Source organism: Ruminococcus flavefaciens (assembly GCF_900108555.1).
GTDB classification, from domain to species: Bacteria; Bacillota; Clostridia; order Oscillospirales; family Ruminococcaceae; genus Ruminococcus; species Ruminococcus flavefaciens_P.
The window spans coordinates 1-22,991 of record NZ_FNWV01000001.1; the positions used below are offsets into that span (position 1 = coordinate 1).

Annotated in this window: 10 protein-coding genes and 1 pseudogene; 5 read left to right on the top strand and 6 right to left on the bottom strand. The window is 39.4% G+C overall.

Features of this window, described 5'->3' with window-relative positions:
• Both BLW60_RS00005 and BLW60_RS00010 read right to left on the bottom strand, forming a co-directional pair.
• Positions 1–437, bottom strand: a pseudogene (locus BLW60_RS00005) (hypothetical protein); the annotation flags it as partial.
• A gap of 502 nt (positions 438–939) precedes the next feature.
• Complete coding sequence (locus BLW60_RS00010; RefSeq protein ID WP_074713874.1) at positions 940–3,912, bottom strand: glycoside hydrolase family 9 protein; 2,973 nt, start codon at positions 3,910–3,912, stop codon at positions 940–942.
• Between the two features lie 474 nt (positions 3,913–4,386).
• Here BLW60_RS00010 and BLW60_RS17065 point away from each other — a divergent pair, with 474 nt between their 5' ends.
• Entirely contained in the window at positions 4,387–6,897 is a 2,511-nt protein-coding gene (locus BLW60_RS17065) for a hypothetical protein (RefSeq protein WP_074713875.1), read from the top strand.
• A gap of 84 nt (positions 6,898–6,981) precedes the next feature.
• Here BLW60_RS17065 and BLW60_RS17250 read toward each other — a convergent pair whose 3' ends face one another.
• Both BLW60_RS17250 and BLW60_RS00020 read right to left on the bottom strand, forming a co-directional pair.
• Positions 6,982–7,104, bottom strand: a complete 123-nt coding sequence (locus tag BLW60_RS17250; protein ID WP_278289791.1) for a hypothetical protein — start codon at positions 7,102–7,104, stop codon at positions 6,982–6,984.
• Between the two features lie 11 nt (positions 7,105–7,115).
• The gene (locus BLW60_RS00020) at positions 7,116–10,319 is read right to left on the bottom strand and encodes a CotH kinase family protein (RefSeq protein WP_081348056.1); all 3,204 of its coding nucleotides are present in this window, start codon (positions 10,317–10,319) and stop codon (positions 7,116–7,118) included.
• Between the two features lie 1,042 nt (positions 10,320–11,361).
• On the opposite strand from BLW60_RS00020, the gene BLW60_RS00025 reads away from it, so the two are divergent.
• On the top strand, positions 11,362–12,546 hold the full coding sequence (locus BLW60_RS00025; protein ID WP_074713876.1) for a nucleotide disphospho-sugar-binding domain-containing protein: 1,185 nt from the start codon (positions 11,362–11,364) through the stop codon (positions 12,544–12,546).
• A 177-nt stretch (positions 12,547–12,723) separates the two neighbouring features.
• On the opposite strand, the gene BLW60_RS00030 is transcribed toward BLW60_RS00025, so the two are convergent.
• Positions 12,724–14,052 carry an FMN-binding protein gene (locus BLW60_RS00030; protein ID WP_074713877.1) on the bottom strand — a complete coding sequence of 443 codons (1,329 nt, stop codon included), beginning with the start codon at positions 14,050–14,052 and terminating at the stop codon, positions 12,724–12,726.
• Between the two features lie 88 nt (positions 14,053–14,140).
• Positions 14,141–15,586, bottom strand: coding sequence for an NPXTG-anchored protein (locus tag BLW60_RS00035; RefSeq protein WP_074713878.1), 1,446 nt, complete (start codon positions 15,584–15,586; stop codon positions 14,141–14,143).
• Between the two features lie 345 nt (positions 15,587–15,931).
• Between BLW60_RS00035 and BLW60_RS00040 the strand changes: the two genes are divergently transcribed.
• The 3 genes from BLW60_RS00040 (at position 15,932) to BLW60_RS00050 (ending at position 22,986) form a co-directional block, all read left to right on the top strand.
• Positions 15,932–17,836, top strand: a complete 1,905-nt coding sequence (locus tag BLW60_RS00040; RefSeq protein WP_074713879.1) for a dockerin type I domain-containing protein — start codon at positions 15,932–15,934, stop codon at positions 17,834–17,836.
• A gap of 28 nt (positions 17,837–17,864) precedes the next feature.
• Positions 17,865–20,315, top strand: coding sequence for a BspA family leucine-rich repeat surface protein (locus tag BLW60_RS00045; protein WP_074713880.1), 2,451 nt, complete (start codon positions 17,865–17,867; stop codon positions 20,313–20,315).
• 169 nt (positions 20,316–20,484) lie between these two features.
• Positions 20,485–22,986, top strand: a complete 2,502-nt coding sequence (locus BLW60_RS00050; RefSeq protein ID WP_074713881.1) for a glycoside hydrolase family 3 protein — start codon at positions 20,485–20,487, stop codon at positions 22,984–22,986.
• Positions 22,987–22,991 lie beyond the last annotated feature (5 nt).

Here is a 22,991-nt window from a genome sequence, read left to right on the forward strand (position 1 = left end):
AACATTACAGGATACTTCTTGCTTGAATTATAGTTTGGAGGCAGGATTACGTTACAAGTCTTCTGTTTGCCTGTGTATTTGCACATATAGGTCTTTTTCTCGACCTTGCACTGACTTGTCTTTTCAACGCCGCTTGGAACGGTTGTAGGCATATCGTTCTTGATCTCAGCATTGAGACCTGACTTAGCATTGCCGCCGTTACCTGCGTCACTGCCGATCTCAGCACCGCCGCCGTTGAAGCCGCCTGCAAATCCGCTCCAATCCATGCCGCCTCCGTTGCCGCCCCAGCCACCGAAGCCGCCGCCTACATTGCCTTCTGTAACACTGCCTGTGTCAATATTACCTACAGCAGCTGAAGATGAAAATGGTACGCTTGCTGCGATCATCATTGCGGATACGGTTCCGCTGATGATCTTTTTCATTCTTGAATTTTTCACTTCATTCACTCCTTTATTTTTTGTGTCCTGAGTCAAATGCTGTATAAGCCTCAATCAGCACGAACAGGACGATGATCCACTCAGGAAAAAGCCAATTTAATGTTTTATTGAGAAACAGAGGGAAACGGCTATATCCAAAGTGAAAAAAACGAAACAGGTTATTGTGCCTTATCATTTACACCAAAAGTTGCATTTATAACAACTATTTGTAAGATTTACACAATATCTTTAATATAAATATACATTATATATCTATAAAAGTAAAGGCGTATTTTACAATTCGGCAATTTTTGGTCACAATTCAGCAATAAACGGTCAACAAAAATGTAATATTTTACACCATAAAGCTTGATTATAGCAATATTTTGATATTCATTTCTTTTTTGGAAATATTATGTTCATTTTTCACTATTATCTTACAAAATAATGCACAAAAAAACACCTGCCGAAACAGGTGCTAAAAAATAATTATATGATAAAATATTTTTTAAAAATCTCAAGCTTACTTGATTTCTAAACCGAGAAGCATTTTCTGTATCGTCTGTGCATCACCAACAGTCAGACCGTCGCCGTTAATATCACCATTCGCCATTCCCTGTGCAGTAAGGTGTGTTTCGGCTGTACCGTTTTCACCATACTTATTCGGATTTGCAAGAGCTTGCATAATAAGAACTGCATCGCTCATATCCACATCACCGTCACAGTTAACATCGCCTGCTTTTGTAACTTTAATTGCAGGAGCAGTTGTATTTTCGGTTACTGTCGATGTAATAACAGTTGTAGTGGTGGTAGTATTTGTTGTTGAAGAAGTTGTCGTTGTAGTTACCTCCGAAGCTTTTTTGACAGCTTCCTCAAAGAAATCTATATTCCATACAAATCCTGCCTGCCATTCAAGAGCAGTACTGTTGACTGACCAAGCTTCAATAGAATCGGTATAGCATTTCTGATTAGGTGTTTCTCCATACTTTAAACCCAACAAACGCACATACGGATCATATAAGAATGAACAAGGTCCGCCTACCATTATGCCATCAGGAGCTTTCGGATATTCCTTGTCTAACTCATAGATCCAGTATTCACTTTCAGGATACTGTGCATGATAAGATCCACAGCCTGTAACATATGAGAAACCAAGGGCATTTCTTCCAAATATGTAGTCCATAGCCTGTAAAGCACCGTTGAGATACTTTGTGTCACCTGTTGCATCATATGCATAAGCCATTATCATTGCGTTATCGGTAACATCACTGTTTGAGCCGTAATCATATCCTTTAGAATAAGAAGCTCCAAAAATATCCTCAATACTAACGTATCTGCATGGTACACCCATAGCACCATTTTTTACATCGTTTTCATAGTCAATAAAGACATCAGCTGCACTCTTGAGACTTGTTTTTATCTCAGACTTGTCAGTTTCGGAAATCTTGTCGCTCAGATAAAGTGAAAGTGTACCGAAAGTGCCTTTATTGTCATTGTCAAAGGAAACAAATTTTTCATTCGTATTTACAGTCGTAATATAGTTAGGAACTCCAAAAGCCTTAATACCATTTGATTCGACTGTTCCGTCATATTTCTTCAAATATTCGTAATACGTCTTATCACCTGTTGTTGCAAAAAGCTCACACGCAGCCCAGTATGATTCATCATCAACATCGTTATTTACACGACCAAGATCAGCCCACGGCTTGTAAGTATACTCCGTAAGATCATCGTCGGGCGTTTTATTTTTCAATTCTTCCTGACGCTTCATAACAGCTTCCCATGACTTCTGAGCATGGTCAAGGCACTCCTTGGCAAAATCATCATCAACGCCCTTCCACAGACGAGCAGCCTGTGCTGCGCAGGCGATCATGTTAAATGTTGCACCGTATGAAGGTGGGCTGATGATACGCGGAGCTTTTTCATAGTCGTTGCCGATATAATCCAATGGAATATACGGAGAAGGCAGAGCTCTTTCTTCCTGCACCTGATCGTAAACGAAATCCGAATAGTTTTTGCCCCATACGCTATCCTTTTCGGGATCAACTATCATTCTGAACATGAATTCCAGTTCGTATCTTGCCTCATCAAGAATATCAGGAGTATCAGTGCAGTTTATACTCTTTCCATCAGATAACTGATACTTTTCGGGAACAGTCATGGTCTTTCCGTCAGCCCACTTACTGTCAGTACCATTTTTCTTTGATCTCTCATACATATTCTGAAGAAGCCACAACGCTGTACCGCCGCTAACAACGCTTTTAGCGTAATCATTCGTTTCATACCAGCCGCCCGAAACGTTGATGCTGATGTCCTTATCGATCGGTCCGATACTACCATATTTATAAAATCTGCTTAACCAACTGGACTGTACATAAGCAATATCATTATTATTGATATCCCTATGCGCAAGCTTTTTAGTATCGCCCGATGTTATATATTTTTCTTCCGTATTATTGCCGGAACGATTAAGATAATAGTAATTGAGTGCGTTTTTTAGCACTCCGTCATAGATATCATCACCAATTCTGAACTCATGACTGATGTTTAGAGTATTTTTGTCATCACTGCCGACAACTACAGTGTAAACGCCCGGTGTTTTAAACTTTGAGAAATCAACTATATGACAATATTCCCCTGCCATTTCATCAAAACCAACAGGTTCTGTCTTACCGCTGTAAACAGTTTTACCGTCCTTATCTACTACCTTGAAATCAGTTGCTTCTACTTCTTTTTCAGTAGCATAAGTTGCTTTTTTATCCGCGTTTGTAAAATATCCCATTTGATTTATGCGTACATTATTTCTTGGAGTAACACCAATTTCAGGCGTACCTACATATCCGCAGCCATTATAATTATGTTCCTCTTCACAGGTAAGACAATCTATCGACATATCATCGAACCATATCTCGTCACCAGCCTCGGCATTACCAAAAAAGTTACTGCCCCTTGCATACATGAAAGTCCACTGACAACCATCGAGATCCTGAGTAGGCTTGAATATACCTTCATAAGTCTGCCATTCAGTTGAAAGTTTTACAGCTTTAGACGGCCATCTTCCGTCCATATGAGGCCCCATATGCATATTATTTTCTTCGCCGTCAAGTTCAAAGTACTCTTCCATACCGTTGAGAGTTCCAATATATGAGCAAAGTTCCATTCCGTTTCTTTTGCTCTTAGCTTTGAAGCTCACCTTGTACTCGTGACCTTTTTTGAAATTGAGATTTCGGTATTTGAATTGAAGATCCCATTTCTCTTTTTCAGCACCACTGGGAACAATGACCTTGATATGAAATGTTCCGTCCTCAAGTTCAAAATCCTGCACTGCAGGACTTGCAGATGTTACGTACCACGGCAGAGCTTTTTTTTCAAAAGTGCTCTCTCCAAGTACCTGAACAGCCGAAGCCTGCATCGGAGCGAAAAATGAAACCGATGATGCTGAGACCATTGCCAGTGACATAATACCTGCGATAATTTTTTTTGTTTTTAAATGCATTTTTAACCCTCCCTTTTATTTTGCATTTATATCGTAATTATACATTGTTCGGGCAGAATAGTCAAGCTTTTTTGCTGTTGTGAACAAAAAGCATAATTTTTTCACAACAATATAGAAATTGGTGATTTCTTCTGATTTATTATATAAACGTTTTAAGTGAGGATTTGACTCAAAATAATATTATCCTGCATATCAGCTTGATCGAGTTCATAGAAATTTTACATTTTTATCCGCACATACTGCATCTTTTTTCGTTAATCAGTAAAATGGCATTTTATGCCATAAAATGCAAATTATAATGTATGTTTCGATCCTTCGTAAATGCTTAAAAATGCAGTTTACACTAAAAAAATTGCAACTTACCTGTCTAAAAACGCAACTTACCTGAATTTGATTGACACGATAACCATTATCATTATATAATCAAAATATACAGCTTTATACTGTTAATTTGAAGAATGGAAGGTGAACATAATGAAACTCTCAAAGATTATTGCTGCACTAATCGCAGCTGCAACAGCAATTATACCATTTTACGCAGATACTGTAAACGCATTTACAACTGTGAGTGTTTATGCAGAAGACAAAGCTTATACATATTCAATTCCCGACTGGATTCCCCAAAGCTTTGACGAGGCGATCAGCTTCCGTAATACGTACGGTGCAACTCACATAGGAAATGAGAATGAAAGTGATCTGCTATGTGTTGTGTTTGAAGAGCCGTCTTACAGTACAAAGAAATACAGCATAAAAAACACGGCAGCACTTCCTGCGGAATACTACCATAACGTATTCGTTAACGAAAGTACAGATACTGCATATGAAGTTTTGGCGTATAAAAACGTGTGGACATCAAAGCCTGATTTCAAAATGCAGTTGATATGCGACTCGGAAGTGCAGAAGGAATACACTTTTACAAGTATCGGTACACAGGTGTTTGAGACTGATATTTACAGCTGGCTGCCTGACTGCGCTGAAGAATACCGTATGTATGATATTACGCACTTTAATGTATCTGTCAAAGATAATTATGTTGTTTTCCTGCTTCCTCATAATGCTGGTACAGCTTATGACTGGACATTGAAAGATAAAGGAGAAGAATGCTTTGAGCTTGCAGCGGTCAGCGATTGCAGCACCATATCCACTGTTCCTCTTGACGGAGGAGAGATCAATACTATCTGTGCATACAAGGCTGTAAAAGACGGCTATGACAAAATATCCTATGATTTCGGAGCAGTGTATTCAGACGGTAAGGCAGAAGAGACCAGAGCTGCAAACTGTGCAGTCTTTAACGACGCACAAACAGTTCTTTTATCGGGCGATATGAGAGTCACTCTACTTGACTATGACACAGGCGAACCGATTACATTAGGTAAAGATGAAATACCCATGCTCTGGACAAATGTGGAGTTCCACTCACCAGAAGGCACAATGTCTACAGGACCTATTCTGGAAGTAAATGCAAATCCTTCCGTAGTGGATCATAGTATCAGTGGCTTCTTCAATGCAGATTCTTTTTCATTTGGAATGTGGGAAGCACCTGACGGCTATGAACTGCCCGATAATAGAAGAGATTCAGGCTACTATAACGGCACGATCATTCCCGAAGATCAGATGACAGTTACAAGATTTGACAACGGCTCTGCTGATGTTGTTTTCAGACTGAAAAAAGAGCAAGAAGAACTTCCTGCCGGAGCAACAAGGATAACTCTGTATGACAAGGATACGGGAGAACTAATCCCGAATGAAATTCTTGAGTATCACAACTGGGGATTCGGTACAGATATCCGTTTCAAAAACGATGATGTACCGGGCGGCTGGATGATGACAGGTCCGATATATATTGTTAGCTCCAATCCGCAGGTCTATGAGACCGATCTTGCAAAGCTATACAAAAGCGCAGATGTCTTTGAATTTCTGTGCGACGATCAGCCCAAAGTAACACTTCATGAAAATGGCTCAATGGATATTGTGTTCAATACTAAGGTAAAAGCATCGGGTAATATAAACGGAGACGGTGAATTCACTGTTGCCGATGTGGTCGCATTACAGAAATGGCTGCTCAATACATACGATAAAGAGATCTACAGCTGGGGAGAAGCCGACTTTGATCTGGATAATGAGCTGACAGTATTTGATCTCATTCTGATGAGAAAAGAACTTATCAGAAAAAAAACAACGACCTATGTTGAACCTGACAACCGCACTACAAATGGTTCACCATTACGTGTTATGGTGGACGGTCTGAAATTATATCTTGGACCTGATGAAGGCTATCAAATAATAGATCATATTCCCGAGGGAACACGTCTTTATGAACTGGGCTATCAGAATGATAATTCTGTATGGGTGTTCATAGAGTATAAAGGTCAGTACGGATGGGTAAAAACAGTTGATGGAGGAAACGAAAATACCACACTTTATTTTGAGCAGTACGTTGATAAGCCTGTTATCTACCTTTATCCCGAAGAGGAGACCGATGTTCATGTTGAACTTGAACTGACTGAGTCAGAGCTCTCCACAACATATCCGAAGTATAATAACGGCTGGGACGTAACAGCATATCCCGACGGTTCACTTCTTAACAAGTCTGACGGTACACATCATAAGTATCTTTTCTGGGACAGCGAAAACTGCCGAACAAGATTTGATATGTCAAAGGGATTCTGTGTTGCTGGCAACGATACAGAAAGCTTCCTCAAGGAAAAGCTCTCTTATATGGGACTTACCGAGGAAGAAATGAACGAGTTCATCGTATACTGGCTGCCGAGAATGGAGCATAACAAGTATAATCTAATTTCCTTCCAAGGTAATAGTTATACTGATTCGGCAAAGCTGAATATTTCTCCTAAACCTGACAGTATGCTACGCGTCTTTATGACATATGTTTCTCTTGATGAAGCTGTTGATATTGAACCTCAGCAATTTAAACCGTTTGAGAGAAATGGTTTTACAGTTGTTGAATGGGGCGGCAGCGAGTTATAATCATAAAATGAATATAACAGAAAATGCAGTCCAAATGGACTGCATTTTCGCATTTTAAGTTCTCTTTTAAAAATATGATCACACTTAAAAATCGTTTGTACCGTTAGAGCCTCCAACGTCACTGCCTGCGGGACTTGTAGTGATCACATCATCTGTTTCAAATTCTATTATCTCCATTTTAGGAGATGTATACTCTGATTTATTCATTTTTTCCTCCATCAATCGGCTGTATTATATGTAACAGATAAGAAGTCGGTATACAACGTAACATCGTTGTTGTTCTCATCTTTACATTTTATGTATCCAACTGCGTATACATAGCAATCAGTATAATTTCCTATCATGTAATTGAACATAACAGTACCATTATGGTTGGTATAATCTGCAACAAAGTTCTTGACTTTCTCAGATGTATTGTTTTTTACAGCATACTCAACATCAAAGTCTGTAGCCGTCAGATCAACTGTATTCGCATAAGCAGTTTTAGATGTATCTGCACCTGCAAGCTTGTTTGTGGCATAAAGAAGTCCGACTTCTTCGATTTGATAGTTGTCAGGAATACTGTGTGTAAAATTAAAGCCAATTGCATTATTACCATTATATAATGATTTATTTGCTTTCAGATCCCTTATCGGTATAGGTACAACATCAACTGTATCAGCTACGTATACAGCTGTCAGTTCGGTATCTTCCTGAATTATAAAGCTATACTCAGGAGATGTGCTGACGACATCTCCTCTGTTTCTCCAGCATGAGAACTGCATTCCTTCTTCAGCCTCAGGAGCATTAACTGTAACGGAATCACCGAAATTATATCTTTCATCATTGAGCTCACCATTTACTGAGACCGTATAGCTTTCGGTTATAGTCCATACCGCAGACTTTTCACCAGTATAATCGCCTATACCACTTATTTTTATAAGGTAGTTTCCTGCATTTGCAGCAGTAACATCACCTTCAAAGGTATAGTCCTTACCTTCCGTGAGTTTCTTATTTCCGAGCATTACAGTATAATCAACTGTATGATCGTTTCCGTCATACTTGATACTATTTGTATCAAGTACAATTTCAGCAGAAGAAATATCTGTCCTGTTAAGCTTTGGTATCGCCCATGAACCTTTATCGATCTTAGTGTAAACATTATTTTTGAGAGAATAGTAATTGCCGTCAGAACCAATGTAATATTCACTGTTACCCTTGGAATTATTTGTTGCTGCCACAGCATCAACCTTTTTATATGTTACAGTGTTTTTGGATATACCAAGATAATTCTGCATATTCTCAACAGCATACTTTGCACGATTTTTGAAGAAAATACGCATATTTTCCATTTCATCATGATAATATGTTTTCTGCTGTGACAGGTAGCTGTCAAGATCAAGGTCAGGAGTACCGTTGTTCCACCTCCATGCAGTCATGGTCATATAGTCCATGTATTTTTCTTCCTCATAATCAAGCTCTGCCACCATTTTTGATGACTCGAAAGCCGAGTAAGCATAGGTATAAAATTTATCCGCAAACTTCTTCTTGAATTCAGGATTTTCAAGCAGCTTGGCAAATATCACAGTAGGCAGAGAATCTTTAACGCTGTCCATTTTTTTGAAACTGTCATGCTGATATGACTCAACGCCACCAAAGTCCTGATAAGTAAGACCTACTGAGTAATCAAAATCGAATGAACCAAATCTCCATTTACCGTCGCTGTAAGGATTACCGTCTATTGCATCACCGTTGTATCGCCACATGAAGTAATTGTAGTTTGGCCAGTCCCATGTACCAATGTACAGTCCTGTACAGTAATGATCTATAATACTCTCAATATCGACTTTAGAAGCTACATATTCATAGTTCTCCGGAATTGAAAGATCATGCTCAAGGCAGAAATCTCCAAGATGCTGAATATTCAACGGTTCATCCTTTGGACCTTCTTCAAGCTCGCCGTTCTTATAAATCGTAACATATTCAGACGGCACATCGTAAGTTGACTGAATATAATAATCAGAAGCCTTCTCTGTTATCTCATACATTCCCCACAGTTCACCGTCAATGAACAGCATACATCTGTCACTGTCATAAGTCGCAAGTGTAGGAAGATCACGCAAAGCGGAATGGACAACGCTCTCTCTCATTCTGTCTATCCATGTTACTGCCCTAAGCCCGAATGAGTCGTAACGTTTTATCGCCTTTCCGTCAATAACAGAATTATTGTCGTCAATAAGCTTATAGTCAAGCTTTGAGTCACCGTATTCGCTCCTTGCATATACATTGAAGCTCTTTGCCTGATTATTACGTGTAGAAGCTCCTCTTATACGTATGCCCATTTTCTGGGAGAATCCAAGATCGCCGTCTTTGAAATATGTAATATCAGCTTCTCTCTCCCACTCTTTTCCCGTTGAATAGAAGTTTGCAACATTATCTGTTTTATCAGCATTGTCAATATACTGCTGACCTGCAACATATATACCGTTATCCTTGCCAAAAAGATTACCGGGATCTGTTACAATAGATACAACTGGTATTCCCGAATAGTATTTCAGCTTTTCCTCACTCATAACAAAAAATGTCTTGGAAGTAACTCTGCTGAAAGTACCGTCTGATGATTTTGAAGCCGCCCTTATGATAGTTGCCTTGTCGAATTTCTCGGTATTAGCCTCGAACGCTTGCCTTAACTTGATCGAATAAGGGCTGTCCTCTTCGTGCTGATACTTGCTGAATACATTCTCATCTGTGCTTCGGTCATACATTGGTATAGCACCGCTATATACCTTTGCAGTTTTTGAAGTAGTCGGATCTGAACCGTCAAGGGTATAATATATTGTATCAGATGATGTTATAGTGAGCTCTTTTACATCATCTACACTATAGAAGCCTGATTCAAGAGAAAAAATCGGTTCAGCAGGAGCTGAGCGATTGGCAGAAGCAGGCGTAGGAGTCATTACCGAAAAGCTTCCGTCAGCCAAACGTCCGTATGTTGAATCCTCTGCAAGTGCGGGGATTTCAATTTTTTGTATCACAGTGCCATCAGGCGAAGAAAGCAGAAGCGATTCACCGGATTTACTGAGAGCAAATCCCGTATGAAGCTCCGACATATCTGTTTTGTCTTTAGACAGAACAATAATAAGATATTGTCCTTTTTTTATAAAAGTACCCGAGGGAAATACAAATTTCATAGGCTTGTCTTTATTATCGGAAAGACCGTAGCCTGAAAGGTCAATATCTGAATTGCTGTCATTGTAAAGCTCCACCCAGTCAGAGGCTTTGCCGAGACTGTCAGTAAAGCTGCTTTTGTTATGGGAACATACTTCATTTATGTAAAGTCCATTTGAACCCGTTTCAGCTATAGCCTGAGGCACACCACGATGCATTGCTGTCACCATGAGCATAGCCGTTGCAAAGCTGCCCATTTTTTTCATAAAGTTCATAAAAATACCTCTCTCTATAATTAAATACTAACCTATTATAACATATTCAATATTGAATTTCAATGGATTTATTGTGCAATTTCAACATTTTCATTTTCTTTGTGTTTTTTGCATATGCCGAAATATCCCGTAAGTACGTCAAACTAATAAAAACCTCAAAAAAATATAGCTTGTTAATAAGTATACTGTTTTATATTTAACTTAACAATTTTTATCATTCACATTATAATTAATTTCCAAGTATTAAAAGATCTCTGACCGTCAGTCTGAGATCTCCAAAAAACATAGTAAAATAGTGTTATTTTATGAGAGATAATAGTATTTATTTGACTCGATACTTCATGCAGTAAGTTATAATTATTGAATCAAAAGCTTCATTAACACATGACAAATAATTTAAGTAAAAAAATCTTAAAGTATATTATAAAAAGGTATTGATTTTTCTGATAAAGTGTGGTATAATATGTAATCGAATTATTCACAAACACATCTGTTTGAGCAACAAGTGTTCAAATCTATAAACTCCTCGATTTTTAAATAATTACCCATTTTGACTTTTAATACATATCATTTCTTTATGATATTGCATTGCCGTAATCATTTTTTTGCACTGACACACCATCTAACCGTTTATACTATTAATTATAAGAGCTTCTACTTTGTTTGATGTTGTTTAACGATTTCATTCTAACAAGTTTGAAGCTCTTTTTCTATGCCATTTCATCTTTTTGATGAAGTATCGGAACAGAATAAGTATTTGCGTAATAAAGCGCATCAACTTATAATATTTTGGAATAATTCAGTATAAATATGGACCTAACAGATCGGAGGTGTTAGGATACAATATTGCATTATGGTAAAAACTATAATGTGATTTCTAAGGGGAAAAAAGGTTATTACCGCGAAATACGCATAGAAGATCAAGGAGGACACAGAGAATGAAACATGTTGAAATTAAAAGTACAGACAGTATGTCTGCTGTCGAGAATTCTAAGGCAACCAAAGTCAACTCGCTTATTTCTTTATATCAGGGGGGATTAAAATGAGTAATACAATAAGCGAGACAAAATCAAAAAAGATTTTAGTTATAAATGGTATTTTACACGGTCATTTTACTTGCAGTGTTGAAATTGTAAGAGAATTAGCTTCATTAGGTCATGATGTAACTTGTTATGTTCTGGACGAGTTTGCAGATAGATTAAATGATGTCCCTGTAAAAAAAGTTGTATATTCGGCTGATGTCAGCGAAATTGCAAAGAGATTACCTCCGGCTGCACCTCCCTTTGCTATTAATTCGTTTTTATTCGGCAAGGCGATCGATGCTATTATCACTTTATTATTAAATGATAAGACAGACTATGATTACTACGTTTTTGATTCATTCTTCGATGTTGAAGAAATGAATAAGGTTTTAAAATTAGATCCTTCAAAATTTGTAAAAATATATTCTTCCTTCATTTTTACAGACGAAAACCTTCTGGATTTCAATGACGGAAGATTGATCGGTTTACAGGAAACAAACAGGAAATACAATATTAATCTGCATGACTTTGTCGGACTTCATATAGCTCCAAACAATTACAAAAAGCTTATCTTAACTTCAAAATTCTTCCATTTAAGAGGAGAAGAGACTGATAATACCTGCTATTTCATCGGTCCGAATATTGAAAAAAGAGTTATTGATAATAATTTCGATTTCAAGAAGGATGAAAGCAAGAAATTGCTTTACATTTCTTTAGGTACAGTTTTCGGCAAAGACCTTGATTTCTATCATCATTGTATTGAAGCATTCAAGGATTCCGAAGAGTATCAGGTAATCGTATCAGTTGGAAAATTTGTAGATATCAAGCAGTTTTTCAAGGAAATACCAAAGAATTTCAGTATTTACAATTACGTACCTCAGACTCAGCTCCTGCCTGAAGTTGATGTTTTCATAACTCATGCAGGTTTTAATTCGACTTCCGAAGGTATGTCAAACGGTATTCCAATGGTTTTGATACCTCAAAAGTATGATCAGTATGACATTTCAAGAATGATACAGAAATTAGACGCAGGCGTATTTTTAAATAAAAAAGAGATCAATATCACCGCTGACGTTTTAAGGAATGCAGTTAAAGAAGCTTACGATAACAGAGAAAACTTCCAGAAGGGCATTTCTCAGATCGTTGAGTCATTTAAAGAAGCAAGAAAAAATAGAACTGCTATATATGAAAAAGTATTTGAATAAAACTGTATGTAATTAATTACGTATACTGTTTTTCATATACGTTTTTCATTGAATAGGAAACAGCAAAGCCTGTATTTAGCATTAAGCACTAAATACAGGCTTTTTTATTATATAGACGTGCAAAATTATAAAGTACTTTTTATAGTTGATTTTGTAAAAGCATTTATTGCAGACAAATCAATTCATTGCCTGTTCAAGAGCTTTTCTTGCAGCTTCTATTATACCTTCCGAGCTGTATGTTGCACCAGAGCAGGCATCTATACCGTCTGCGCTAAGACTGTTTCTTATCTGAGGTATTACCTTGTTCTTTGCGTCATCAAAGTAGTCAGGATCATCGTCATCCGCACTTGCAGTCATCGCAGTTATCGTATCGTTTTCAATAGTTATCGAAACACGTATTTTTCCCGTATAGCCTTCTCCTGTACCCTCAAACGTACCGTTTTTGAATCTGTAGCTCTGCTCCTGAGCTTCTTCCTGTTCATTGTTTTCAGGCTGCTCATCAGTATTCTCTGCTTCTGTAGCTTCTTCGCTTGCTGAGTCTGTCACAACTTCAGTAGTTTTTTCTTTTTTCTCGTTTGTCGTTGTAGCTGTTGTACCAGCCTTACCCGTTGTTGTGGTTTTTGTTCCGTCAGCAGTTGTTACTGCTGTAGTTGATGTCTGTGTTGTCTCATTTTCAGAAACTTCAACAGCAGCTTTTGGAGATACATTTGCAACTTTTGTCTTGGTATTTGTATTGCGCGAAAGTATTCCGCTGAAACATAACGGGATAACAAATGCACAGGCACAAACCGAATTCGGGATAAGCTTTGAAGCTTTTTCATTCTTTGAAAGATATGCTTTTCTGAGTCTGAGGACAGCGTAACCTATGAATACTGCGCTGTATACAAGAACGCTGAGGAAATATCCTTCCCTGCCCTTCTGTGCCTTCGGAACAAAAAGGACCATGATGTGAATGTATATCATCGCATAGAAAAGATAAGCAAGACGCTGTATCTTTTTCCATGTTTTGGCGTTCATCTTCTTTCTTACAGCCTTGAATGACATAACCGTCAGCGGCAGCATTATCAGTGTCATTGCAATAGACAGCATACAAGTTATAAGAAAGTCTCTGTAAGCGTCTCCGCTTCCTGTTCTGCCGTTTATAAGGTTACGGAGATACAGCATACCAAATGTAATGATGTGTGCCAGTGTAAGAACAGCAGCGGTTATTGAAAGCTCGCCGCGTATAGTCATAAGCTTCTTTATTGGTGCTGAACCGTTAGGAAGAGCACCTGTCCACATTACTACTGCCCAGAAAGCAGCACCGAGTGCTCCGCGCGAGAATATTCCGATAACATAGTCTCTTACAAATCTGCTGGATATAGTGATATCGGACTGTGTAACAACTATGGAAGCAACCGTGAGAGCAGCAGCAGTAACATAAAAAGCCGCTGGACATTTTTTCAATGGCTTGTCAAGACAAAACGCAATAAAAAGCGCGATAACAAGTGATATAATAAATAACATATATATTCGACCTTTCAGCAGATGCCCCCTTAGCTCAAAAGCTCCAGGGGGCATCTGCATTAAAATTTATCTGTCAGGAATTGATATTTCAATCGTTTTTCTTTCTGAGTACAAATGCCGTAGCTCCTGCAAAAGCAAGAACGGCTAAAGGTAATGCCATTCCGTTTACACCTGTCTTAGGGCTGTTTGAAGCAGAAGTTGTTGTCTTTGTTGTTTTTTTAGTAGTTTTTGTTGTTTTAGCAGTTGTAGCTGCTGTTGTGTTCTGAACGTCATTCTTTACCTCAAAGCTGTATGGTGCATTGTATCCTGTTGAGTTGAGAGTGATATTATAAGTACCATTGTTTTCAAATACCTTTGCATCGCTTACAGTTACGTCAAAATCAATAGAACCGTCTTCCTTGAAAAGCTTTATAGTCTTGCTGCCTGTTGCCTTATAGGAAGTATCGTTTATGTCAACTGTTGCAAGGTTGTTCAGGAAGTTTGCCTTGTCCTCATCTGTAAAGCCGTCTGCTGCTGTAAGCTTGCCGTCAGAAAACTTAACGGGCACATCGTTAGTTGAAAGTATGAACTGCGCAGTCATAGGAGCATACTTGCCGCTCTCATCTTCAACATTTACAGTGTACTTACCTGGCTTTGCATCTGTATAGCTGATCTCTGTTTCAGTAACGTTAAGTCCTTCATCAGCAGTGATGACCTTCTTATAGTCCTCAGGAAAACCTGTGATCGAAAGAGCTGTCTTGCCTGTACCTGCTGAAGCATCCTCTGCCTTTACTTCGCCTGCAAATCTGATAGGAAGGTACTGCTCGCCAACATTGACAGTAGTATATCCGTCAAGAGTGATGAATGTTACGGAAGTTACAGTCTTACCCTTTGAGCTTTCATAATCCTCATAGCTTACGTGATTTCCGTGGTATTCAACAGTCTTGATACCTGCTGACCATGCATATGAACCGTTTCTCCAGATATTTTCAAGATGACGCATTGCATAGTGGTCATCTTCCTTTGTATTTACTATAACGCCGTACAAAACGGTATTTTCTGGATAGCCTGTTACCTTGATCTGATAGTCGCCGTAATAGCTGTTAGTGGAAACAGTTGCAGAACCATCAACCGTCTGCTCACCGTCAGTATCAACAAGCTTTGATACGCTGAGAGAATCACCTGAAAGTGATACTTCCTTGTATGCTGTTGGCTTGCTGTCAATAGCAGCAAATCCGTACTTTTCCTTGAGTGCATCAACATCGTCTGCTGATACTTCTACTGGGAAGTTAACACCGAGGATAGTGCCGTTTCCGTTGTTGTATGTACCTTCAACGATCTCGCCCTTGCCATTCATGCCCCACTTGCCCTTTGTAGTTGCAGATGAAACAGCATCAACTTCGTATGCGTCTTCTATCTCTGCTTTGTAAAAATCAGCATATGGGATATTCATTGTACCATATACTTTTTCTTCAGCGGCAGAAGCTGAAAACGGAACAGCAGTAAGTGTTAATGTACAGACGACTGAACTGATGATTGAATTGATTTTTTTCATATAAAATACTCCTTTGATTATTAGAATGATGAATAAATAGTATTATGAATAAAATTATAAATACATATTATATTTTACAACAAACAGCAATACGTGTCAATGTATTTTTTCAATAACTAAATTAAATACATCAAGTTACATTTTTATTAAACATTACATAATACTAACGATTTTTTCAACCAACATAGCTTTGATGAAGCAACAAGTTAATTTTATTTAGGCTGCTTCTTCCTTTTTATTTACAATTTATCATAGAAATTATTTTCGCCATGTGGTATAATTTTCTTATGCTAAAAAAGACATTTCATATGTCACTTCTGAGGTATAGTTAAAGGAGGATTTACATTGAAAAAGATATTAACATCAGCTTTATCATTCACCTTTTTGCTGTCTAACGTTAACTTAACTGTCTTAGCAGCAGACAATGCTGAACGTGCAGATCTGCCGGAAATCATCTATAAGCAGCTTCTTGAAGATGATTATATTGATGCCAACAAGGACGGCATCATAACCGAGGAGGAATACCGTTCCGTACAAATGATGACGCTTAACCTTGACGGCGTAGAGTCTCTCGACTTCCTTGAACGCCTTGAAAAACCAAAATATCTGTACTTTTCAGGCGGCAGCATCTCTGACTTTTCCCTGCTTGCAAAGTTCAAAAATTTAGAAACACTGCAATTAAGCAATATGCCGCAGGTAACTGATATTTCTTTTGTAAAGGATATGGATCTTTTGAAATTCTATATTTCGGATATGGAACAGATCACTGACGAGCAGAAGATAGCTGTAATGAAATTCCATGACGCAGATACATCTGTTGGCTTTGCTGATCTTATCGGAGCAACTCCTACAGGAATGTTTACATATGATCAGATATCACTTGAAATTTCAGATACAAGCATTGCAAGCTTTGATAATTATCGCGATAATCCTGTCAACGTTTGCTATGCAGATGCTTACGGCAAGTCAGCAGGTTCAACCGAATACACTTTCAAAGTGAAAGGCAAGGAAATTCACAAAGGCAGGATAAACGTAAGCGAGACAGCTGCTACAGTTTTACCGTCAGCAGAGGGTCAGACAATGCCTAAGATCGACGGTTCAAACATCTATTCCGAAGCAGACAGAGTGGTGCTGAAAGACGGGATACTTTATAAACTGGCTGACGGCAAACTGGTTGCTATAGCTGAAAACGTTGCTGATTATGATATGGATTACACGTATAATGATAACGGCGATTTCATATCTATCGAAACGCTCTTGTATCAGGACGGAACACTTGAAGTAAACCATGAAAAGCTCACAAACGCAGACGGCCTGATCTTCACAAAGATAGGACGCGGTCTGGGTATCACCGATAAAGGCTATGTTTATTCGATTCGTAAGGAAAAAGATAAATTCAGAGTTGATCTGATCTATAAAGGCTTTGACAGATTTCTTGAAAATTCATCACTTGATTTCATCTCAGACACAGGTGAAGTCATTCAGATCGAACTGAAAAAGAATGGTCAAACCACTATTGGATATCAGGCATTTCCCACAGGTATCACCGATGTGGTAGATTCGTATAACTATTACTTCATCGACAAAGACAAGGTTTTGTGGGAGATCAACCGCCATGTAGGCAGTGAACCTTCAGTAAGAAAACGTGCCGAAGATGTTGTTTATGTGGGATATAGGTATTACAGCGGCGGAAAAGTTTACGGCTGCGTTCATATCACTTCGGACGGAACTGCTTACGATGCAGGTACTACCAGAAAAGTAATATTGACTGAAACAGTTCCCGATCCTTATAAAAAAGCAGGAAAATTCGTATATGATTTTGAAGATCTGCATACATCGGAAATAGCAAGAAGCTATAATTACCATGTTACAAACGACAATATCCTCTGCATGGAATTTAACGGCAAAAAAGCTGCTGTCTCTGATGTGGACAGTTATATAGCTGCAAGAAAAGGCAGTGACGATAAATCAATATACGCCTACTTCCTTAAAACAGACGGTACTATCTGGAGCTATTCCTTTGAAGATGACAAATACTTCAATTTATCAGAAACTGAAACTATACTCAAAGGTGATGTAAACGCTGACAGAAAATTCGATATATCAGATATAGTCACATTTCAGAAATGGCTGCTTGCTGACAGGAACACAGAACTGAAGAACCCTAAGGCAGCTGATCTTTACGATGATAACATACTCGATGTTTTTGACCTTTGTCTTATGAGAAAAGAGCTTCTGAAAAATAATTAATCCAGAATGATCTATTGGAGGACTACAAATGAAATTAAATAAAACAGCAGCATTAATTGCTGCACTTTCAATACTCAACAGTACTATGTCTGTTTTTGAAGTGTCTGCGGCAGATTCAGTGACTACAACTACTACAGTAACTTCTACACAGACGACTACAACTTCAAAGACTTCGGAAACTTCTTCTAAAAATCAGGAACACCTTGTATATGACGCAGAAGCAAGAGTTTTAACTCTGCACGGAGAATTCACCAGTGCGGAGATAAGAGGCTTTAAATACGCCTCAAAGCTTACAAGCATAGTAGCGTCTGAGGATGCTGTTTTCCCGGAAAACTGCAACAATATGTTCTATTTCTGCAAGAAATGCAGGAAAATGGACTTTTCAAAGGCTGATACATCAAAAATAACGGTGATGCAGTCCATGTTTTCGGGCTGTGAATCCCTCACCGAGCTTGAATTTGGTAATTTCGATACAAGCAATGTAAAGAATATGTCATATATGTTCAGCGGCTGTACTTCCCTTGAAACGATGGATATCTCAGGTTTTGACACAAGCAGTTTGGAAACAATGAGAGCTATGTTTACGAAATGTTCTTCGCTTAAAACTGTCAACCTCGGCAAGATAAGCACTAAAAATCTGAAAAGCATTGACTTTATCTTTTCACAATGCGGTTCTCTTGAATCAGTTGACTTCAGCGGTCTTGATCTTTCCAATGTTGCATACAAGGGCTATGCGTTTGAGGACTGCTACAGTCTCAGTACAATAAAACTTGGAGAAAAATCAGGAAATATAACATCAGCAATGGGAGTTTTCAATTTTGGCTGGGTAAACGAAAAAGAACCCGATGTAAAAGTCAGCGGCAACGGTGAATTTGCAGTTATCAATAATACCGGCGAAAATACATATACCTACAATAAGACACCGGAAGATAAGCTCTGCTACAGCTTTAACACTACGTCTAAAACACTTACTCTTCACGGAAATATCGACAAAGAACAGATAAGCGATCTTGTTTACAAGAGATCAGTACTCAAGGTCATAGCCGAGGAAGGTACTGTACTTCCTGAGGATTGCAGTGAACTATTCAAGCTGTATAAAGGCTGTTCTGTCATTGATCTTTCCAAGGCTACAGGCACACCAAAGAATATGAAAGCTATGTTCATGGACTGCGAGCTGGTAAACACGATCTCTATGGATAAGATCGATACCTCGAAAGTAACAGATATGAGCAGTATGTTTGAATACTGCACAAAGCTCAACTCTTCATGCGTTGAGAAGCTCAATACATCAAGCGTTACTGATATGTCTCATATGCTGGACGGCTGCTGGAGCTTCTATGACCTTGATCTGAGGAATTTTGATACCTCAAATGTTACGAACATGAGCTATATGCTGGCAAGAAGCTCCGCTATAACCTCTGTTGATCTAAGCAGCTTTGATACCTCAAAAGTCGAAGATATGAGCTATATGTTCGAGAACGACCACGAGATAAAGACGCTCTCACTCAGCAACTTTGATACGAGTAAAGTCAATAATATGCGAGCAATGTTCCAGTCCTGCAACGCACTCACAAACCTTGATATCAGCAGTTTTGACACTTCAAATGTTAAAGATATGTATGCCATGTTCTGTAACTGCGAGAATTTAAAAAAGATCGATATATCTCATTTCAATACCTCAAAGGTCGAGCAAATGGGATTGCTGTTCAGTGCCTGCCGCACAGCAGAATACATCGAATTAGGAAACATAGATACCTCTGCAGCAACAGATATGGGTGCAATGTTTACTGCCTGCGAGTCACTGAAAAAGATCGATCTTAGTAAGTTCAATACATCTAAAGTTCAACACATGAATGCAATGTTCCGAAACTGTCATTCTCTCACTGAGATAGACCTCAGTTCTTTCGACACGTCAAATGTTACAAATATGAGTGAAATGTTCAAATTATGCTCAGGTCTTGAAGCACTTGATGTTACTCCGCTGAAAACAGACAATGTTACTGACATGAGCATGATGTTCGTGGACTGCAATAAGCTCACGAGCCTTGACCTCAGTAATTTCGATACAGGCAATGTGAAGTTCTCGTCAAGTATGTTCGGGGGCTGCACTGAACTGAATTCTTTAACGCTCGGTGATAAGTTCAGCGGAGTAGATACGGGTATGAGACTTCATAACGGCGGCTGGGCAAACACTAATGCTCCCGACGTTTGTATCAGTGGAAGCGGCGAATATGCCGTTATAAACAACAACGGAAAGAACACATATATCTTCACAGGCAATGCAGCACCAATATCCGTGGGTGACAGCAACGGTGACGGTGATGTGAATACTGCCGACCTTGTTACGATCAGCAGCTTTATCCTCGGAAAAAATACAGCTTCTGCCGTAAGCAAGGAAGGCTCAGACATAAACGGCGACGGAGTTATCGATATCTTTGACGTGGTAGCTCTGAGAAAACTTCTCATAAAGAAAGGCTGAATGTTTAAAGCACAGACTTTAAAGTCTGTGCTTTTTCTTTTGTTTTGTGTCATTTACATCATGTGAAAGGTTAAACTTGAAAACAATGCCGTAATATGATATAATATTACTAAATGCATAAACTAATGCATTATCAAACATTATTATATATACTAAAAGGAGTGAAAACATGAAAAAAGCACTTGCACTTTTACTTCCGCTGACATTGCTTATATCAACTGTGTCATGTGCGGAGAAAAACAAATCATCAGAAAAATCTGAAACTGAAACAACAAAGGCAGTTACATCAGCAGCCGAAACTACAACAATGACAGAGGTGAACTTCGACGGTCCGAAGTATCAGACTTATGCCACCATGACTCCAGAGGAGATAGTTGCAACTCTCACACTCGAACAGAAGGCAAGCCAAATGGTACAGCCTGCGGTCTACAATATCACCGAGGACGACATGAAAGCCAGTGACTACGGCAGTATCCTCTCCACGGTAGGCTGTATCGACTTTGAAGCATGGGCTGAGACCGTTGACGGTTTCCAGCAGGCAGCCATTGACTCAGAGGCAGGTATCCCCTATATCTACGGACAGGACGACGTTCACGGTGTAAATTACTGTAAGGACGCTGTGTACTTCCCACATAATATCGGACAAGGAGCAGCAAATGATGAAGAGCTTGCCTATCAGGTAGGTCTTATTACAGCTGACGAAGCAAAGCTCTGCCATATGATGTGGAACTTCTCGCCCTGTGTTGCTCAGTCTGTTGACCCTCGCTGGGGACGTACCTATGAGTCCTACGGTTCTGACCTTGAGACCATAACCAAACTCAGTACTGCCTACACAAAGGGACTTATCGACGGCGGACTTGTTGCCTGCGCAAAGCATTTCTTTGCTGACGGCAATGTACTTTACGGAACAGGTGAAGCAGGAGCGCCATTAAAGCGTATCGACCGCGGCGATGCACAGCTCACTGACGCGGAGGTAGAGGAACTTCTCAAAGTATATCAGGCACAGATAGACGCAGGAGTTCAGACTATAATGATCAGTCATTCGTCTCTCAACGGAGTGAAGATGCACGAAAATAAGGAATACATCATGAAACTCAAGGACGAAATGGGCTTTGAGGGATTTATCGTCAGCGACTGGGGCTCTATAGAGCATACATCGGGTGCGACATATAAAGATCAGGTCATTAACGGCGTAAACGCAGGCATTGATATGCTCATGGAGACCGATAGATACGACGAGGCAAAGCAGATAATCATCGATGCAGTTGGCAGCGGTGACGTAACCGAAGAACGTGTAAACGATGCCGTTACGAGAATTATAAAGGTCAAGAAGGACGCAGGTCTCTTTGACGATCCGTTGCTGAAAAATATCAAGACCGAAAAGATAGCCACAGGTTCCCTTGAATACCGAAAGGTAGCCGAAAAGCTTGTTGAGGAGAGCCTTGTACTTCTTAAAAATGAAAACAATGTGCTTCCACTGAAAAAAGGAACAAAGGTCTATATCACAGGACCTGCCGCAAACAGCTGTCAGGCACAGTGCGGCGGCTGGACTATGGACTGGAATGGTTCCAACAAGAAGGACGTTCCGGGAGTTACAACAATACAGGAAGCTTTCGAGAGATACGCCAAGGATTACGGCATTGAAGTCATCACAGACAAGGAACAGGCAGATAAAGCCGATGTGGTGCTGCTTTGCTTAGGTGAGCAGAACTACGCCGAGTGGAACGGAGATACCGAGGACATGAGCCTTTTCGGTACTCTTGGACTTAAAGGCAATTCCGAGGCGCGTGCAGAAGCAAAGGAGCTTGGCAAGCCAACTGTTACCTGTATCGTTGCAGGCAGAAATGTTCTCATAAACAAGAGACTGTATGACGACTGGGACAGTGTAGTTATGTGCTATCTTCCAGGCTCTGAGGGCAAGGGCGTATCCGATGTGCTCTGCGGCTGTGCTGACTTTACAGGCAAACTCCCAAGCCCGTGGTACAGTTCATTAGACCAGATACGCACAGACAAGTGCTGGCTTGAAAGAGGCTACGGACTTAGCTACGGCGACGGCTTCAAACCGCAGACTGAGCCAGAGACCATACTCGATCCGCCTACAGAAGTTGAACCTGATCCTGCATTGAAAGGTACTAATTATAAAGCAGGATTGTTTAAGGACGGCGTATACGTCAATGAATATGCAAATATCAAACTCAATGTTCCCGGAGAACTGAATTATTTCCCTAATGATACTGATCCCGAGGAAAAAGAAGCTTACATTGCAGAGCTTACTGATGAAGAAGAGATCAGGCGCGAAAGGGCGCAAATACTTGAAACAAGTTTTGGCAATGCTAAAGAATCCGTAATGGTATTCTTTGTAAACACAAAAATCGGATTCCCTGATTCTGCGGACGTTACCGCAGAAGATGTTATGGACTATTGTAAGGAATGGATAGATGGACAGATAACTAATGATGGCGGTAATGCTGACTGGAAAGAACGTAAAAAGGTAAAGCTTGGCAGCGAAGAATTTTCGAGAGATGTAGTTTATTATTGGGACGGCAAGGCATTCGATTGTTTCTATATGAGAAAGCTTGATGACGACCTTGTTTGCTGGATATATGTGACAACAAGTGAACAAGGTAGAACTCCCGAATACTATGAATCACTGTTCGAGGATATAAAGTGAACATC

Excerpts from the sequence above, each read along its gene's own strand:
- BLW60_RS00010 (WP_074713874.1), bottom strand. The coding sequence starts at position 3,912 with ATGCATTTAAAAACAAAAAAAATTATCGCAGGTATTATGTCACTGGCA.
- BLW60_RS17065 (WP_074713875.1), top strand. The coding sequence starts at position 4,387 with ATGAAACTCTCAAAGATTATTGCTGCACTAATCGCAGCTGCAACAGCA.
- BLW60_RS17250 (WP_278289791.1), bottom strand. The coding sequence starts at position 7,104 with ATGAATAAATCAGAGTATACATCTCCTAAAATGGAGATAATAGAATTT.
- BLW60_RS00020 (WP_081348056.1), bottom strand. The coding sequence starts at position 10,319 with ATGAACTTTATGAAAAAAATGGGCAGCTTTGCAACGGCTATGCTCATG.
- BLW60_RS00025 (WP_074713876.1), top strand. The coding sequence starts at position 11,362 with ATGAGTAATACAATAAGCGAGACAAAATCAAAAAAGATTTTAGTTATA.
- BLW60_RS00030 (WP_074713877.1), bottom strand. The coding sequence starts at position 14,052 with ATGTTATTTATTATATCACTTGTTATCGCGCTTTTTATTGCGTTTTGT.
- BLW60_RS00035 (WP_074713878.1), bottom strand. The coding sequence starts at position 15,586 with ATGAAAAAAATCAATTCAATCATCAGTTCAGTCGTCTGTACATTAACA.
- BLW60_RS00045 (WP_074713880.1), top strand. The coding sequence starts at position 17,865 with ATGAAATTAAATAAAACAGCAGCATTAATTGCTGCACTTTCAATACTC.
- BLW60_RS00050 (WP_074713881.1), top strand. The coding sequence starts at position 20,485 with ATGAAAAAAGCACTTGCACTTTTACTTCCGCTGACATTGCTTATATCA.